Source organism: Pseudomonas putida (genome assembly GCF_002741075.1).
Classification (GTDB): Bacteria; Pseudomonadota; Gammaproteobacteria; order Pseudomonadales; family Pseudomonadaceae; genus Aquipseudomonas; species Aquipseudomonas putida_T.
Genome location: NZ_CP016634.1, coordinates 2,062,267 through 2,079,226, shown reverse-complemented (window position 1 = coordinate 2,079,226; position 16,960 = coordinate 2,062,267). Strand labels below are relative to the sequence as shown.

At 63.9% G+C, this 16,960-nt stretch carries 15 protein-coding genes; 7 read left to right on the top strand and 8 right to left on the bottom strand.

Translation table 11 applies throughout. The features are described from left to right. Position 1: 1 nt before the first annotated feature. From IEC33019_RS09565 to IEC33019_RS09555, 3 genes are all read right to left on the bottom strand, one after another. Entirely contained in the window at positions 2-1,003 is a 1,002-nt protein-coding gene (locus tag IEC33019_RS09565) for a FecR family protein (RefSeq protein WP_070091185.1), read from the bottom strand. Positions 1,004-1,154: 151 nt separating this feature from the next. Continuing rightward, complete coding sequence (locus IEC33019_RS09560; RefSeq protein WP_070091184.1) at positions 1,155-2,924, bottom strand: acyl-CoA dehydrogenase C-terminal domain-containing protein; 1,770 nt, start codon at positions 2,922-2,924, stop codon at positions 1,155-1,157. Between the two features lie 19 nt (positions 2,925-2,943). After that, positions 2,944-4,566 carry an acyl-CoA synthetase gene (locus tag IEC33019_RS09555; protein WP_070091183.1) on the bottom strand — a complete coding sequence of 541 codons (1,623 nt, stop codon included), beginning with the start codon at positions 4,564-4,566 and terminating at the stop codon, positions 2,944-2,946. A gap of 189 nt (positions 4,567-4,755) precedes the next feature. On the opposite strand from IEC33019_RS09555, the gene IEC33019_RS09550 reads away from it, so the two are divergent. The 6 genes from IEC33019_RS09550 (at position 4,756) to IEC33019_RS09525 (ending at position 11,013) form a co-directional block, all read left to right on the top strand. Continuing rightward, on the top strand, positions 4,756-6,153 hold the full coding sequence (locus IEC33019_RS09550) for a sensor histidine kinase (protein ID WP_070091182.1): 1,398 nt from the start codon (positions 4,756-4,758) through the stop codon (positions 6,151-6,153). A 12-nt stretch (positions 6,154-6,165) separates the two neighbouring features. Further along, positions 6,166-6,798, top strand: a complete 633-nt coding sequence (locus tag IEC33019_RS09545) for a response regulator transcription factor (RefSeq protein WP_070091181.1) — start codon at positions 6,166-6,168, stop codon at positions 6,796-6,798. A gap of 98 nt (positions 6,799-6,896) precedes the next feature. After that, entirely contained in the window at positions 6,897-7,370 is a 474-nt protein-coding gene (locus tag IEC33019_RS09540) for a MarR family winged helix-turn-helix transcriptional regulator (protein ID WP_070091180.1), read from the top strand. A gap of 28 nt (positions 7,371-7,398) precedes the next feature. Further along, a complete protein-coding gene (locus tag IEC33019_RS09535; protein WP_070091179.1) occupies positions 7,399-8,592 on the top strand; it encodes an HlyD family secretion protein in 1,194 nt (397 codons plus the stop codon). After that, entirely contained in the window at positions 8,589-10,124 is a 1,536-nt protein-coding gene (locus IEC33019_RS09530; protein ID WP_070091178.1) for a DHA2 family efflux MFS transporter permease subunit, read from the top strand. Before IEC33019_RS09535 ends, IEC33019_RS09530 begins: the two co-directional genes overlap by 4 nt. A gap of 142 nt (positions 10,125-10,266) precedes the next feature. Then, positions 10,267-11,013, top strand: coding sequence for an SDR family oxidoreductase (locus IEC33019_RS09525; RefSeq protein WP_070091177.1), 747 nt, complete (start codon positions 10,267-10,269; stop codon positions 11,011-11,013). Positions 11,014-11,148: 135 nt separating this feature from the next. On the opposite strand, the gene mapR is transcribed toward IEC33019_RS09525, so the two are convergent. The 3 genes from mapR to IEC33019_RS09510 all read right to left on the bottom strand — a co-directional run bounded on the left by mapR (position 11,149) and on the right by IEC33019_RS09510 (position 14,363). Further along, positions 11,149-12,558, bottom strand: coding sequence for a GntR family transcriptional regulator MpaR (mapR, locus tag IEC33019_RS09520; protein WP_070091176.1), 1,410 nt, complete (start codon positions 12,556-12,558; stop codon positions 11,149-11,151). Positions 12,559-12,597: 39 nt separating this feature from the next. Beyond that, positions 12,598-14,004: a cytochrome c oxidase accessory protein CcoG gene (gene ccoG, locus IEC33019_RS09515; RefSeq protein WP_070091175.1), complete on the bottom strand. Its 1,407-nt coding sequence runs from the start codon at positions 14,002-14,004 to the stop codon at positions 12,598-12,600. Between the two features lie 119 nt (positions 14,005-14,123). Then, positions 14,124-14,363, bottom strand: coding sequence for a DUF3203 family protein (locus IEC33019_RS09510; protein ID WP_070091232.1), 240 nt, complete (start codon positions 14,361-14,363; stop codon positions 14,124-14,126). A gap of 190 nt (positions 14,364-14,553) precedes the next feature. Between IEC33019_RS09510 and IEC33019_RS09505 the strand changes: the two genes are divergently transcribed. Further along, positions 14,554-15,084 (top strand): MgtC/SapB family protein, encoded by a 531-nt coding sequence (locus tag IEC33019_RS09505; RefSeq protein ID WP_070091174.1) that lies wholly within the window; start codon positions 14,554-14,556, stop codon positions 15,082-15,084. Positions 15,085-15,622: 538 nt separating this feature from the next. On the opposite strand, the gene IEC33019_RS09500 is transcribed toward IEC33019_RS09505, so the two are convergent. Beyond that, complete coding sequence (locus IEC33019_RS09500) at positions 15,623-16,522, bottom strand: hydroxymethylglutaryl-CoA lyase (protein WP_070091173.1); 900 nt, start codon at positions 16,520-16,522, stop codon at positions 15,623-15,625. Positions 16,523-16,542: 20 nt separating this feature from the next. After that, entirely contained in the window at positions 16,543-16,947 is a 405-nt protein-coding gene (locus tag IEC33019_RS09495) for a MerR family transcriptional regulator (RefSeq protein WP_070091172.1), read from the bottom strand. Positions 16,948-16,960 lie beyond the last annotated feature (13 nt).

Here is a 16,960-nt window from a genome sequence, read left to right as displayed (position 1 = left end):
ATCAGCCGCGCCCGGGCGGCGGGGAAATACGATTGAGGACGGTGCTGCCGTCCTTGCTGCGGGTGAGGTAGATCGGCAGCACCTTGGGCAGGTTGTCCACCAGTTGCTCCACATCGCGCGTGCTGTATACGCCGCTGACGCGGATTGTGCCGGTACTGTCGTCGGCCAGTTGCAGAGGCTCGTCCAGGTAGCGGTTGATCACCGGCAGGGCCTGGGCGAGGCTCAGGTTGTCGAGGACCAGCTTGCCGTTACGCCAGGCCAGGCTGTTGCCCGAATCGTCAGCTTCGGCCAGCGCTGGCTCGAAGTCACCGGCGCGGTAGCTGGCCTGCATGCCAGGGCCGAGGCGATAGCCGCCACCCTTGCCGTTGCTGCTGACCAGCACCGAACCCTCCACCAGGGTCACCTTGACCTGATCTTCATACTTCCAGACGTTGAACTGGGTTCCGGTGACCTGGGTCTGGCCCGTGCCGGCGCGAACGATGAACGGATGGCGGGTGTCGTGCTCGACCTTGAAGAACGCTTCGCCCTTGAGCAGCGTGACCTGGCGCTGGTCTTTGAAGTTCAGGTAGCGCAGTTCGCTGTGCAGGTTGAGTTCGACCACGCTGCCGTCGCTGAGGGTGACCTGACGGATCTGGTCGGTGCTTTGAACGTGCTGGTAGTGATTGGGCAGCCAGCCCTGTTCCCAGCCGACCCAGCCCGCCAAGGGCAGGGCCATCAGGGCGATTGTCGCCGCACAGGCTAGTGGACGCCAGTTGCGAGGACGTGGCGTCCGACGGGCATCGGGATTGAAGTCCACCACCGTAGCGGTGCGTGGCAACAGCTCGGCGGTATCCCAGATCTCCAGCATGGCCTGGTATTCCTCCAGGTGCCGTGGGTCGGCCGCCAGCCATCGATTGAACGCCTCGCGCTCGGCCGGCGTGCAGTCTTCGGCATGCAAGCGCATGCACCAGTGCGCGGCGGCATCGGCAAGGGCATCGTCTGGATTGAAGCGGTCGTGGTTCATTGCGGCTCCCGGTTTTGCGGCATTCTACCCCCGACTGGGGGTGGTCGAGAACCGAGGTAATGGCGAATGACTATTAGATGTCAGGTTTTTTTGTCCGCATCCGCTGATGTGCTGCCCAGCAAAGCGGGGGGCGCAGGGCGCCCCAGCCGGGTCAGAACTGCTCGGGCGTCATGCCGTACAGGCTTGCGCTGCCAGCCTTGATGCTGGCTTCCAGGGCCAGGGTGCGAGGTAGCAGGCGTTGGAAGAAGAACTGCGCACAGGACAGCTTGGCCCCATGGAAGGTGGGGTCCTGTTCGGTGTTGCGCAAGGACACGGCGGCCATGCGCGCCCACATGTAGGCGTAGGCGGTGAGGCCGAACAGGTGCAGGTATTCCACGGCGCTGGCGCTGACCAGGTTGGCATCATCGGGCGCTTGGGCGCGTAGCCATTGACTGGTGCGCTCCAGGCGTGCCAGGGCATCCTGCAAGGCCTCCCGGTGCAAAGGCGCATCCACGCAGAATGCCCGCACCTCGGTCGCGAAGCCTGACAGTGCCTGCCCACCATCGGCCAGCACCTTGCGCCCGAGCAGGTCCAGCGCCTGGATGCCATTGGTGCCTTCGTAGATCTGCGCGATGCGCACATCCCGCACGCGTTGCTCCTGGCCCCATTCGCGGATATAGCCATGGCCGCCGAAGACCTGCTGACCCAGTACGCAACTCTCCAGGCCGTTGTCGGTGAAAAATGCCTTGGCCACGGGCGTCAGGAGCGCCACCAAGCGCAAGGCCCTTTCGCGCTCACTGGCATCCTCTGCGTAGCGGGACAGGTCCAATTGCTGCCCTACATAGGTGGCAAAGGCCCGGCCACCCTCGGTAAGGGCGCGCATGGTCAGCAGCATGCGGCGTACATCGCCGTGATGGATGATCGGGTCGGCGATCTTGTCCTTGGCCTGCGGGCCGCTGGCCGCACGGCTTTGCAGGCGTTCATTGGCATAGCGTGCGGCGCTCTGGTAAGAGGCTTCGGCGCACCCGATACCCTGGATGCCGATGGACAGGCGCTCGTAGTTCATCATCGTGAACATCGCCGCCAAGCCTTTGTTCGGTTCGCCGACCAGATAGCCGATGGCGCCGTCGAAGTTCATCACGCAGGTCGCCGAAGCCTTGATGCCCATCTTGTGTTCGATCGAGCCGCACTGCACGGCGTTGCGCGCACCGAGCGAGCCGTCCGCGTTGAGCAGGAACTTGGGGACCAGTAACAGCGAGATGCCCTTGGGCCCTGCCGGGGCATCCGGCAGTCTGGCCAGAACCAGGTGGATAATGTTCTCGGTCAGGTCCTGGTCGCCGCCGGTGATGAAGATCTTGCTGCCGCTGACCTGGTAGGTGCCGTCGGCCTGGGGTTCGGCGCGGGTGCGGATCAGCCCCAGGTCGGTCCCGGCGTGGGGCTCGGTCAGGCACATGCTGCCAGCCCATTGGCCGCTGTACAGCGGCGGCAGGTAGGTGGTCTTGAGGTCGTCGCTGGCGTGGGCGTCGATGGCCAGGCAGCTGCCGGCGCTCAGTGCCGAGTACAGGCTGAAACTGCAATCGGCGGCATAGAGCATCTCTTCGAACAGCACGGCGAGCATCTTCGGCATGCCCATGCCGCCGTGTTCAGGATTGCCGCCCAGACCGACCCAGCCGCCTTCGCGGTAGGTTTGCCAGGCCTGGCGGAAGCCGTTGGGGGTGGTGACTTGGCCATCGTCGAAGCGCACGCCTTGTTCATCGCCGTTACGGCTGAGTGGGGCGATCAACTGGCCGGTGATCTTTGCCGCTTCTTCGAGGATGGCATCGGCGGTGTCGGCATCGACACGCTCGGCCAGTGCGGGCAGCCGTGCCCACAGGGCCGGGGCGTCGAACACCTCGTGCAGGACGAAGCGCATGTCGCGAAGGGGCGCGTTGTAATCAGTCATGTCGGGGCTCGTGTGAGGGTCAGAGGGCCTTGGCTTGGTCGCGCAGGACGTATTTTTGGATCTTGCCCGTGGAGGTCTTCGGCAATTCGCCGAATATCACGGTCTTGGGCACCTTGAAGCCGGCCAGGTGCTCGCGGCACCACTGGATGATGTCCGCCTCGCGGGTACTGCCTTGACCTGGCTTGAGGGCCACGAACGCGCAGGGGGTTTCGCCCCATTTTTCATCCGGGCGTGCCACCACGGCGGCTTCGAGCACGGCCGGGTGCCTGTAGAGGGTGTCTTCGACTTCGATGGTGGAGATGTTCTCGCCGCCGGAGATGATGATGTCCTTGAGCCGGTCTTTGATCTCGACATAGCCGTCGGCATGCCAGACGGCCAGATCGCCGGTGTGGAACCAGCCGCCGCGGAAGGCCTCGGCGGTGGCCTCGGGGTTTTTCAGGTAGCCCTTCATCACGGTATTGCCGCGCATGAAGATCTCGCCCAGGGTCGTGCCGTCCTGTGGCACCGGTTGCAGGGTCTGGGGATCGGCCACCATCAGCCCATCCAGGGTCGGGTAACGCACGCCCTGGCGGGATTTGATCCGCGCGCGCTGCTCCAGCGGCTGTTCATCCCACTCGGCGTGCCAGGCGCAGACGGTGACCGGGCCGTAGACCTCGGTCAGGCCATAGGTGTGGGTGACGCGGATACCCATCTCTTCGACCGCACCGATCACTTTGGCCGGTGGCGCGGCGCCTGCGACCATGGCCTGCACCGGATGGCCAATGGCAGCTTTGTCGGTGTCGGGCACGTTCACCAGGGCATTGAGCACGATGGGCGCACCGCACAGGTGGCTGACGCGGTGCTCGCGGATCAGGGTGAGGATCTTCTGCGGGTCGACCCGGCGCAGGAATACATGGGTGCCCGCCAGCGCGGTGACGGTCCAGGGGTAGCACCAGCCGTTGCAGTGGAACATCGGCAGCGTCCACAGGTACACCGGATGCTGGCCCATCGACCAGGTCATCTGGTTGCCCAGCGCATTGAGGTAGGCACCGCGGTGGTGATACACCACGCCTTTGGGATTGCCGGTGGTGCCGGAGGTGTAGTTCAGGGAAATCGCCTGCCATTCGTCATCGGGCCACTCCCAGGCGAACGCTGGGTCGCCCTCGGCCAGCAGGGCCTCGTAGTCCAGGTCGCTGACGGCGCGGCCCTCGCCATACTCCGGGTCGTCCACATCCACCACCAGTGGCGGATGTTCGAGCAGGGCCAGGGCGCCTTCGATCACATGGTGGAACTCACGGTCGGTGATGAGCACCTTGGCTTCGCCATGCTGCAGCATGAAGGCGATGGCTTCGGCGTCCAGGCGTACGTTGAGGGTATTGAGCACCGCACCGATCATCGGCACGGCAAAATGCGCTTCGAGCATCGCCGGAATGTTCGGCAACATCACGGCAACCGTGTCGCCTCGGCCAATACCGCGACCGGCCAAGGCACTGGCCAGGCGCCGGCAGCGCTCGTAGGTCTGGGCCCAGTCACGGCGGATGGCACCATGAATCACCGCCGGATAGCGGCCATACACCGCGGCGGTTCGTTCGATGAAGCTCAAAGGGGTGAGGGCGACATGATTGACGGCAGTGGGCATCAGGCCCTGGGAATAGATCGACATGCGGTGTTCCTGTAAGGAGGCAGACGCAGCCTGTGCGCATGGCCCCCGGTGGCTGATTGTTAGCTCTGATCAGGGAAGGGGAGCTGCCGATGGCTGCTGCCCCTGTCGCATTTTTACGCGAACCGCTATGGTAGCTGGAAGATCGACTATAGCAATATAGTAAAACTACTATAAAAAGAGCCCTTTACGGTGGACAAGACCTTATCGCCCTTGCTGGCCAAGGACCCGCAACCCAGCCTATTGCTGGCCCCTGATGCACGCCCGTTGGCGTTCAACGCCGCGTTCCAGGCGCTGTTCGGCGAAAACACACTGGCGTTGCCCACCAACGCGGCGGCACTGGTGCGAGCCTGTTTGCGCCAACGCCGGGCCATCGCCGAGGTGGAAGCCGAGGCAGGGGAGCGCATCCTGCTCTGGACGTTCATTCCCGATGACAACGGCCAGCAAGTTGTAGCCCGCTGCCGCGACGCCAGCGATGAACGTCGCGAGGCCCGTGAGGCCAGCCGTGCCCGGCGCCTGTACCGGCTGATCACCGAAAACACCACGGACTTGATTTCCCGGCACAGCCCGGACGGGCGCTTTCTCGATGCCACGCCGGCGGCCTTCCGCTTGCTTGGCCGGTGGCCGGAACAACTGCGCGGTAGCGCCGTGCATGCCTTGCTGCACCCCAGCGAGCGGCGCCAGGTTTTGCTGCAGGCCGGCGCGGCACTGGAGGTGGAGGGGTATCACACCCTGACCTGCCGTGTGCGTCATGCCGATGGCCGTTACCGCTGGTTCGAGATCGCCTGCCGGGCGATCCGCGAGACCTATACCGGAGCGGTGGTGGAAATCGTCGCCGTCTCGCGCGACATCACATTGCGCATCGAAGCCCAGGAGACGCTGGCCCACAGCGCCCGCGTCGCCACCTTGGGCGAACTCGCCTCGGGCATTGCCCACGAGATCAACCAGCCGCTGGCGGCGGTGCTCAACTACAGCAACGCCAGCCTGCGCTACCTGCACAATCTCGATCACGACCCCCTGGCCCGGGAGCGCATCGGCCAGGGCCTGCAACGGATCAACGCCCAGGCAACCCATGCGGCGCAGGTGATTCGTCGCCTGCGGGCCTTTCTGCGCAAGGGGCCGCGCCACCTCCAGGCCTTGGAAATCGCCGACGTGGTGGGTGAGGCATTGCGCCTGTGCGCCTGGGAAGCCGGTCAGGCCCAGGTGCGCATCGAGCAGCGCCTGGGCCCGCAGTTGCCCAAGGTTTACGCCGATCGGGTGTTGCTTGAGCAGGTGCTGCTCAACCTGCTGCGCAATGCCATCGATGCCAACCGCGAGCAGCACGGCGCGCGGGCCTCGCGTATCCTGCTCACCGCCAAGGCTCTGGGCGACGGGCTGTTGGTGGAGGTCTGCGATCAAGGTCCGGGCGTGACGGCCGAGCGCCTGGATAAGATCTTCACGCCGTTCACCACGACCAAGGCCGATGGCCTGGGCCTGGGGTTGAGCATGAGCCGGAGCATTGTCGAGGGCTTTGGCGGCAGCCTGCAGGCGCGACCAGGCGAGGCGGGTGGCTTGGTGCTGTGCTGTCGTCTGCCGGCGAACAATGGATAAGAAGAGGGCGCAGTGGTGCAAGCGAAGGTATATGTGGTCGATGACGACCAAGGCATGCTCGACTCGACGGTCTGGCTGCTGGAGTCGGTGGGCCTGCGGGCGCTGCCGTTCACAGGTGGTCAGGCGTTTCTCGAGGTGTGCGACGACCGCGAGCCGGCCTGCGTACTGCTGGACGTGCGCATGCCAGGCCTTGGTGGGCTGGCGGTGCAGGCGGCATTGCGTGAGCGCGGGCTGGACATCCCGGTGATCTTCGTCAGCGGCCATGCCGATGTGCCCATCGTGGTCCGGGCCTTCAAGGCGGGGGCCTGCGATTTCATCGAAAAGCCCTACAACGACCAACTGCTGCTCGACAGCGTGCAGGCCGCTCTGGACCAGGTACGGCGCAGGCATCAGAACAGCGAAGCCTTGGCCACCGTGCAGGCGCGTATCGACGGCCTCACACCACGTGAGCGCGACGTGTTCATTCCTCTGGTCCAAGGGCTGAGCAACCGGGAAGTCGCCGAACAACTGGGCGTCAGCGTCAAAACCGTGGACCTGTATCGCGGGCGGGTGATGAAGCGCCTGCAGGCCGCGAGTCTCCCTGAATTGGTGGGCATGGCCATCGCCTGCGGACAGGTCGAGGCCTTGGGGTTGCAGGAGTCCTGAGGGCTTCTGTACGAAAATTTACATAGCAGGCTATTTAAGGCTTTGACATTCACTGCCTAGGCAGTAATATTTTTAAACAATTGCCTGAGCAGCCAGCCATGTCCCATTACTCTCCGGAAAATTTCCAGGCCTGCACCATCGGCTTGCTGCTCGGTCGCGCCGCGCTCCTGAAGGACCGCATCCTCGATTCTCATCTCGAAGCCGACGGCGTCACTGCCGCGCAGTTCAAGGTGCTGATCATCGTCACTCAGTACCAGGTGGATACACCGGCCGAACTGTGCCGCTACCTGGGCCTGGACAGTGGTTCGATGACTCGCATGCTCGATCGCCTCGAGCAGAAGGAACTGATCGTGCGTAACCGCTGCCCCGAAGACCGCCGCCAGGTGCGTCTTGCATTGACTGCCGAGGGCCAGCGTCTGGCTGACCGGCTGCCGGAGATCGGCGCGGCGGCAATGAACGAGCTGGTCGGAGTGCTGGCGCCTGAAGAACTCAAGGCCCTCGAAAGCCTGTTGGCCAAGGTGCTGATCAGCGCCGGCGACCCCCTGACGATCAGCCGCTTCGCCGATCGTTGATCCCTCACGACTCATCCAAGGTATTGTCATGGCCACTTCCGCTGACACCTCCACCCCAGCACCTGCGCCGGACAACACAGGCAAGCGCAAGGCCTGGCTGCTTGGCCTGCTACTGGTGCTGGTGCTCGCCGGCGCCGCCGCCTGGGGCTGGTACACCCTGGTCGGGCGCTGGCATGAGAGCACCGACGACGCCTACGTCAATGGCAATGTGGTGGAAATCACGCCCCTGGTGACCGGTACTGTCACCAGCATCGGCGCCGACGATGGCGACCTGGTGCACGAAGGCCAGGTGCTGCTGCGGTTCGATCCGGCCGACAGCGAGGTTGCCTTGCAGGCCGCCGAGGCCAAGCTGGCGCGCACCGTGCGCCAGGTTCGGGGCCTTTACAGCAACGTCGATGCGCTCAAGGCCCAGTTGCAGACGCGCCAGGCCGAGCTGCAGAAAGCCCAGGACAACTACAACCGACGCAAGGTCCTGGCCGACAGCGGGGCGATCGCCGCTGAGGAAATCTCCCACGCTCGCGATGACCTGACCGTCGCCCAGAGTGCCCTGAACAGCGCCCGCCAACAGCTCAACACCAGCACGGCGCTGGTCGACGATACCGTGGTTTCCTCGCACCCTGAGGTCATGGCTGCCGCCGCCGATCTGCGCCAGGCCTACCTCGACAATGCCCGCACCACCTTGGTGGCGCCGGTCACCGGCTACGTGGCCAAGCGCACCGTGCAGTTGGGCCAGCGCCTGCAGCCGGGTGTGGCGACCATGGCGGTGATCCCGCTGGATCAGGTGTGGATCGACGCCAACTTCAAGGAAACCCAGCTGCGCGACATGCGCATCGGCCAACCGGTGGAGATCTCCGCCGACCTCTATGGCAGCGACGTCAAGTACAGTGGCACCGTCGACAGCCTCGGTGCCGGTACCGGCAGCGCCTTTGCCCTGTTGCCGGCGCAGAACGCCACCGGCAACTGGATCAAGATCGTCCAGCGGGTACCGGTGCGTATCCATCTGAACCCCGAACAGCTCAAGGACCACCCGTTGCGCATTGGTCTGTCCACCGTGGTCGAGGTCGACCTGCACGACCAGAGCGGCCCGGCCCTGGCCCAGCAGCCGCCACAGCAGGCCAGCTACACCACCCAGGTGTATGACCGCCAACTGGTCGAAGCCGACAACCTGATCGCCCGGCTGATCCACGAGAACAGCGCCACCGGCAAGACGGCCCAGCGATGAGCAACGACGCGCCCGCGCAATTCACCCCGCCGAGCCTGCTGCTGACCACCATCGGCCTGTCGCTGGCGACTTTCATGCAGGTGCTCGACACCACCATTGCCAACGTGGCCCTGCCGACCATCTCCGGCAACCTGGGGGTGAGCTACGAGCAGGGCACCTGGGTGATCACCTCGTTCGCGGTGAGCAACGCCATCGCCTTGCCGCTGACGGGCTGGCTGAGCCGGCGCTTTGGCGAGGTGAAGCTGTTCATCTGGGCCACCTTGCTGTTCGTGCTGGCCTCGTTCTTGTGTGGCGTGGCCCAGTCGATGCCGGAGCTGGTGGCCTTCCGGGTGTTGCAGGGCGTGGTCGCCGGGCCGTTGTATCCGATGACCCAGACCTTGCTGATCGCCGTGTACCCGCCCGCCAAAAGGGGAATGGCGCTGGCCTTGCTGGCCATGGTCACGGTGGTGGCGCCCATTGCCGGGCCGATCCTCGGCGGCTGGATAACCGACAGCTACAGCTGGCCCTGGATCTTCTTCATCAATGTGCCCATCGGCCTGTTCGCCGCAGCCGTGGTGCGCCAGCAGATGCGTACGCGACCGGTGGTCACCAGTCGGCAGCCGATGGACTATATCGGCCTGCTGACGCTGATCATCGGCGTGGGCGCGTTGCAGGTGGTCTTGGACAAAGGCAACGACCTGGATTGGTTCGAATCCTCGTTCATCGTCATCGGCAGCCTGATTTCGGTGGTATTCCTGGCGATCTTCATCATCTGGGAACTCACCGACCGTCATCCTGTGGTCAACCTGCGCTTGTTCGTGCACCGCAACTTCCGCGTCGGCACCCTGGTGATGGTGCTCGGCTATGCGGGGTTCTTTGGCATCAACCTGATCCTGCCTCAATGGCTGCAGACCCAGATGGGCTACACCGCGACCTGGGCGGGCTTGGCGGTGGCGCCGATCGGCTTGCTGCCGGTGATCCTTTCGCCGTTCGTGGGCAAGTATGCGCACCGGGTCGACCTGCGTTTGCTGGCGGGGCTGGCGTTTTTGGCGATCGGTGCCAGCTGCTACATGCGCGCCGGGTTCACCAGCGAGGTGGACTTCCAGCATGTGGCGCTGGTGCAACTGTTCATGGGCATTGGCGTGGCTTTGTTCTTCATGCCGACCCTGAGCATCCTGCTGTCGGACCTGCCGCCTCACCAGATTGCCGACGGCTCGGGGCTGGCGACCTTCCTGCGCACCCTCGGCGGCAGTTTCGCCGCGTCGCTCACCACCTGGATCTGGATCCGCCGCGCCGACCAGCATCACGCCTACCTGAGCGAGCACATCAGTCAGTACGACCCTTCCACCCAGCACATGCTGGAGCAGTTGGGCGGGGCCAACCCGCAGAGCTATGCGCAGTTGGAGCGGATCCTCAACGGCCAGGCCTACATGATGTCGACGGTGGAGTACTTCACCCTGATGGCCTGGGTGTTCGCGGGGTTGATCCTGCTGGTATGGCTGGCACGACCGCCGTTCACTGCCAAGGCGGGGCCTGCGTCGGCCGGACATTGATCGCGAGGGCGGGTTTCTGGGGGCGCGGGTTTACCTGCGAAAGGGCCCTGCAGCGCGTAACCCATGACATTCATGCGGGCATTCACAACCACGCGCTTTTCTTCTATTGTCGAACGTTCATTTCCAGGCAATTGGCAGATTCATGGAGAACGTCATCGTCATCACCGGTGCCAGCCGTGGCATCGGCGCCGCCACCGCGTTGCTGGCGGCGCAGCAGGGTTATCGCATCTGTATCAACTACCATGCCGACGACCAGGCCGCCGAACAGGTGCTGGCCCAGGTGCGTGCGTTGGGGGCCACGGCCATCGCCGTGCGGGCCGATGCCAGCGTCGAGGATGAAGTGGCGCAGCTGTTTCATCGCGTCGACCAGGAGCTTGGCCCGGTCACCGCGCTGGTCAACAACGCCGGCACCATCGGTCAGCAGAGTCGGGTGGAGGAGATGTCCGAGTTTCGCCTGCTCAAGGTGATGAAGACCAATGTGGTCGGCCCGATGCTATGCGCCAAGCATGCATTGCTGCGCATGGCACGCCGTCATGGCGGGCAGGGTGGGGCGATCGTCAACGTGTCGTCGGTGGCGGCGCGGCTTGGCTCGCCGAACGAGTATGTCGACTACGCCGCCTCCAAGGGCGCGCTGGACACCTTCACTGTGGGCCTGGCCAAGGAAGTGGCGGGCGAGGGGGTGCGGGTCAACGGCGTGCGGCCAGGCTACATCCACACGGGTTTCCATGCATTGAGTGGCGACCCGGACCGGGTGTCCAAACTCGAACCGGGCTTGCCCATGGGGCGGGGCGGACGGCCAGAGGAAGTGGCCGAGGCGATTTTGTGGCTGCTGTCGGACAAGGCGTCCTATTCGACCGGTAGTTTCATTGAGCTTGGCGGTGGGCGTTAGCGAGCCGGAGACGTCCTTGTCGCGATGTGAGGCCGCTCCTGTTTACCCACGAACACCGGCAAAAAGCCGGTGCCATTTACCGCGGAGTCTGATTCGCAGGTAAACCCGCTTGGAGTGCGTTGTATGGCTGGGTAATCAGAACGACCTCACGATCCGCCCCAAGGTCTCCATGGCCTGCTCGGCACCCTCGTTCCAGGGGCTGCCGTAGTTCAGGCGGATGCAGTTACCAAAGCGCCGTGTCGGCGAGAAGATCGGCCCCGGGGCGATGCTGATGCCCTGGGCCAGGGCCATGTGGAACAACTTGAGCGCGTCCATCTGTTCCGGCAGTTCAAGCCACAGGAAGTAGCCCCCGCTGGGGTGGCTGACCCGGGTCTGCGCCGGGAAGTGCCGGGCGATGGCGGCCAGCATGCTCGACTGCTGGCCTTCCAGGGCATAGCGCAGCTTGCGCAGGTGGCGGTCGTAGCCGCCGTGTTGCAGATAGTCGGCGATGGCGGCCTGAGCGGGCATCGAGGCGCACAGCGAGGTCATCAGTTTGAGCCGCTCGATCTTCTGGGCAAAGCGCCCAGCCGCTACCCAGCCAATGCGGTAGCCCGGTGCCAGGCTCTTGGCGAAGGAGCCACAGTGCATCACCAGACCGTCGGTGTCGAAGGCCTTGGCCGGCTTTGGGGCTTGCTGGGAATAGTAGAGCTCGGCGTAGACATCGTCCTCGATCAGCGGCACCTGGTGACGGCGCAACAGTTCGACCAGTTCCTGCTTCTTCGCCTCGGGCATGCTCGCGCCCACCGGATTCTGGAAGTTGGTCATGCACCAGACGGCCTTGACCGGGTGTTTCTCCAGGGTCTGCGCCAGTACCCCCAGGTCAATCCCTTCACGCGGATGCACTGGGATCTCCACAGCCTTGAGCTTCAGGCGTTCCAGCACCTGTAGGCAGGCATAGAAAGCCGGCGCTTCGATCGCGACCAGATCGCCAGGCTCGGTGACTGCCTGCAGGCAGAGGTTCAGGGCCTCCAGGGCGCCGTTGGTGATCAGCAGCTCCTCCATGGGCAGCATCAGCCCACCGACCATGTAGCGCAGGGCGATCTGCCTGCGCAGCTGCGGGTTGCCCGGCGACAGGTCGGTGACGACCATGCGCGGATCCATGGATCGGCTGGCACTGGCCAGCGAGCGCGACAAGCGCTGCAAGGGGAACAGTTCCGGGCTGGGGAAGGCCGAGCCGAACGGCACGGTGTGGGGATCTTTGATTGAGTCGAGGATGGAGAACACCAGGGCGCTGACATCCACCTGGGTCGACTCGCTGACAGGCGCCAAGGCCTGGGGCTCGCTGAACGGGCGAGGCGCGTGGGCGTTGACGAAGTAGCCCGAGCGCGGTCGGGCGCGGATCAGCCCGCGACGCTCGAGCAGGTAGTAGGCCTGGAATACCGTGGACGGGCTGACGCCGTGGGTCTGGCTGGCGTAGCGCACCGAAGGTACACGTTGGCCGGGCCCGAGCACGCCAGAGCGGATCAGTTCGGCAATGTCGTCGGCGAATCGTTCGTAGCGTTTCATCGTGGCTCGGCAGTCAGGGTGACAAGTCAGTGTAAGGGATCAACGGTTCAGAGGGGCGACGAAGCGGCTGTCGGCGCGGTTGTAGATCGCCGGTTCATCGCTGTCGCGGACTTCGAAGGTGATCTGCTGGGCGCTGCTGGTCGGGCGGTCGGCCAGCAAGGCCACGGACACCGGCAGTTCGCTCATCTCCCCGGCGGGAATGACGAAGGCGGTCTTGCCGTGCAGTGCGAGGCCCTCGGCGTCCACCAGACGCAGTTCGTAGTGTTGGGGCTGCTGGGTCTTGTTGATGACCTTGAGCAGATAGATGTTCTCGATCTGTCCTTGGGCGTTCTCGCGGAACAGGCCACGGTCCTTGATCACATCCAGCGACACCATCGGGCGCAGGTTCAGGGCCACCGCCAGGGCGCCGATCATCAGCACCAGGGCGCTGGCGTAGCCCAGCAGTCGTGGGCGCAACCAGTGGGTCTTGCCGCCTTGCAGGGTGTGTTCGGACTTGTAGCCGATCAGGCCGCGGGCGTAGCCCATTTTGTCCATCACGTTGTTGCAGGCATCGATGCAGGCGGCGCAGCCGATGCAGGCCATTTGCAGCCCGTCACGGATGTCTATGCCGGTGGGGCACACCTGTACGCACAGGGTGCAGTCGATGCAATCGCCCAAGCTGTGCGCGCGTGGGTCGCTGCCTTTCTTGCGTGGACCACGGGTCTCGCCACGACGGGGATCGTAGGCCACCGCCAGAGTGTCCTTGTCGAACATCACGCTCTGAAAACGCGCGTAGGGGCACATGTGCATGCACACCGCTTCGCGCAGCCAGCCAGCGTTGAGGTAGGTAGCGGCGGTGAAGAACACTACCCAGAACAGCGCCACACCGCCCAGCTGCAGGGTGAAGAGCGCTTCGGCGAGCGGGCGGATAGGCGTGAAATAACCCACGAAGGTCAGCCCGGTGAGCACGCCGATGGCGAGCCACAGGCTGTGCTTGAGGGTACGACGCGCAACTTTCTCGACGCTCCAGGGCGCTGCGGACAGCTTGATGCGCTGGTTACGGTCACCCTCGCTGACTTTCTCGCACCACATGAACAGCCAGGTCCATACGCTTTGCGGGCAGCTGTAGCCGCACCAGACGCGGCCTGCGAACACCGTGATGGCAAACAGGCCGAAGGCGCAGATGATCAGCAGCGCCGAGAGCAGGATGAAGTCCTGGGGCCAGAAGGTGGCACCGAAAATATGGAATTTGCTTTCAGCAAGATCCCACAGCACGGCCTGGCGACCGTTCCAGTCCAACCAGGCCGTGCCGAAGAACAATACGAACAGCGCACCGGCAAAGCCAATACGCAGGTTGCGGTACAGGCCGGTGAAGCTGCGGGTGTGGATGCCGGTGTCGCCCAGGCTTTTGCGCGGGCTTGCGGGTACGGCAACATCAATCACGCGGTACGGGATTCTATCGCTCATGGCTTGTGCTCTTGAGTCTCGATCAGGCCCCTTCACTATGGGGTGCGATCTGTTTTCAGCACAGACTCAGGTAGCACGATAAAAACCGTATCAGATGACCGTGGGGTACCGCGCAGGCCTTAGATTACGGAGCCTGGCGTACTTGCCTTCAGATGCCTGCGGCTATCCACCGCGCCGGCCACGGTGAGCGCGTCGGCCTCGGCTTCGGTGATCGGCACGCGCTGGTTGGCGAGCAGGGCCACGGACATGCGCAAGTGTTCGTCGGTGACGATCTCGATATCCGGCCCTTCGGCCTCAAGGCGCAGGTCTTCGCCGATCAAGGTGCAGCGGCGGGTGCTTTCGTCGATTTCAACGGGCATGGCGATGTCCTCGTGGTTGGCGGTCATCAGTTGTGACCGCGGCAAACGAGCGGTTGCTGCATCGCTGCGCTCAGCGGATTCAGTGGCACTCCCGGCAAGCCCAACGGTCCATCCCTTTAAAGGTTTGAGCGCTGCTCCTGTGGGCGCGGCGTCGAGTCCGACCAGCACGCACACGACCCGGAGGTCTGACATGCAACCCTGGTGGCACACGGTATGGCTGGCCATACAAGCCGAGTTCGCCGACATTGCCGACCTGCGCGAGGTCACGCAGATCCTGGTGCGGTTGTTGATGGCCGCGGTGCTGGGGGCTGTGCTGGGTTTCGAGCGCGAACACAAGGGCAAGTCCGCCGGTGTGCGCACGCACATGCTGGTCTGCCTGGGGGCGGCGCTGTTCGTCCTGGCGCCGAGCATGGCTGGCGCCGACGAGCAAGCGCTTAGCCGGGTAATCCAAGGGATCGTCGCAGGTATCGGTTTTCTGGGCGCCGGGACGATTCTCAAGGGGAACGGTCAGGAGACCAGTCATGTGAAAGGCCTGACCACCGCTGCCGGACTGTGGATGACTGCTGCCATCGGTACGGCTGCCGGCGTGGGGCGCGAGGCCACGGCTGTGATCAGCACGGTGCTGGCGCTGCTGGTGCTGGGCAGCATGCCGTTGCTGGTGGAAAAACTCGAAGGTGAGGATGAGGGGAAGCAGGAGGAGGAGGGGGACAGGAAGCACTGAGGGGAGCCGAAGCTCCCCTCAAAGCGTTGTTGCCTGCTCTTTTTTTATTATTGGAGACTGGCGTGTTGTTGTTTTTGTCAGCCGTTGTCTCTGTACCGCGGGTGGCCCCCATTCGGGGCACAAGAGCAAACGTATTTTTTTGAGCGCTGACCTGCTTTCATCATTGCTGATCCGATGCTGACTGCCGCTACCTTGCAGGTAGTTTTATTGTTCTGTGTCAGACCGCGAGGGCGAACCCTCTGAAAAGCATGCCTACTCCAAAAAAATCTGCTTGCTACGCCTCTGCCGTGTTGTTCTTGTTATGTCAGAGCCGTTACCTGTTGTTTTTATTGGGTGTCACGTTTTTGTTCTTGTTATGCCAGAGATAAAGCAGATGCCGTGCCAACTTTTGAAAATCCTTTAAAATCAATGGCTTGTGTAAATCCGCGAAAACCCGGTCACCTGAAAATCTGCCGATTTGTTTCCCTGTTACCCGATTTTTTGCTGGCAAACGTGGGTGAGGTAACACTCACCCACACAAGTGTGACACCCGTGTGACTCACTGGGCGCTACGCGCCCGTGCTACCCGCGACCCAGTGACGCGCCCCAGTACCGAGCTGATACGCTGGCCCGCGGCGATCAAACGCTCAAGATCGATCCCGGTATCAATACCCAAGCCTTGCATCAGGTACACCACGTCCTCGGTGGCGACGTTGCCGGTCGCGCCCTTGGCATAGGGGCAGCCGCCCAATCCCGCCACGGAGCTGTCGAAGACTTGGATGCCCTCGAGCAGGCTGGCATAGACATTGGCCAGGGCCTGGCCATAGGTGTCATGGAAATGCCCGGCCAGTTGCTCGCGTGGCACGTGGGCCGAGACCACTTCGAACAGCCGGCGTGTTTCGCCAGCGGTACCGGTACCGATAGTGTCGCCCAGCGAGACTTCATAGCAGCCCATGTCATGCAGGGCCCGGGCCACCGGCGCGACCTGTTCGGCGCTGACCTTGCCTTCGTAAGGGCAGCCCAGCACGCACGACACATAACCGCGTACGCGCACGCCATGGCTGCGCGCCGCTTCCATGATCGGCTCGAAGCGCGCGAGGCTCTCGCTGATCGAGCAGTTGATGTTTCGCTGGGAGAACGCCTCCGAGGCTGCGGCGAACACCGCCACCTCTTTTACCCCGGCCGCCAGGGCGTCTTCGAAGCCGCGCAGGTTGGGCGCCAGGGCTGCGTAAGTCACCCCCGGGCGTTGCTGGATGGCGGCGAACACCTCGGCCGAGCCGGCCATCTGCGGTACCCATTTGGGCGAGACGAAGCTGCCCACCTCGATATAGGACAACCCGGCCTCGGTGAGCTCGTCCACCAGGCGCACTTTGTCGGCGACGCTGATGGGCTGGGCTTCGTTCTGCAGGCCGTCGCGTGGGCCGACTTCGACCAGGCGGACTTTCTCGGGCAATGACATGGCGGGGTTCCTGTGTCCGGTCAACGGTTGTTGTGATTGTGCTGATAGAGGGTGGCGGCCAAGGCCTGCTCGCAGCGCTCCTGGGCGGTGTCCAGCTCCAGGTGCATCTGCTGGATATCGAGCATCTGCTGTTCCAACTGGGCGCGGCGCTCGGCGATCTTGCCCAGCATGCTGTTGAGCTGCTTGAGGTTGCCGCCGCTGGGGTCGTACAGCTCGATCAGTTCGCGGCATTCGGCCAGGGAGAAACCGATGCGCTTGCCACGCAAGATCAGCTTCAAGGTGACCTTGTCCCGTGCTGAATAGATACGCTCCAGGCCTCGACGCTCAGGGCTCAGCAGGCCCTGCTCCTCGTAGAAGCGAATCGCGCGGGTGGTGATGTCCAGCTCGCGGGACAGGTCGGAGATGCTGTAGGTCTGGCTGCTCATGCTTGGGCTCGGA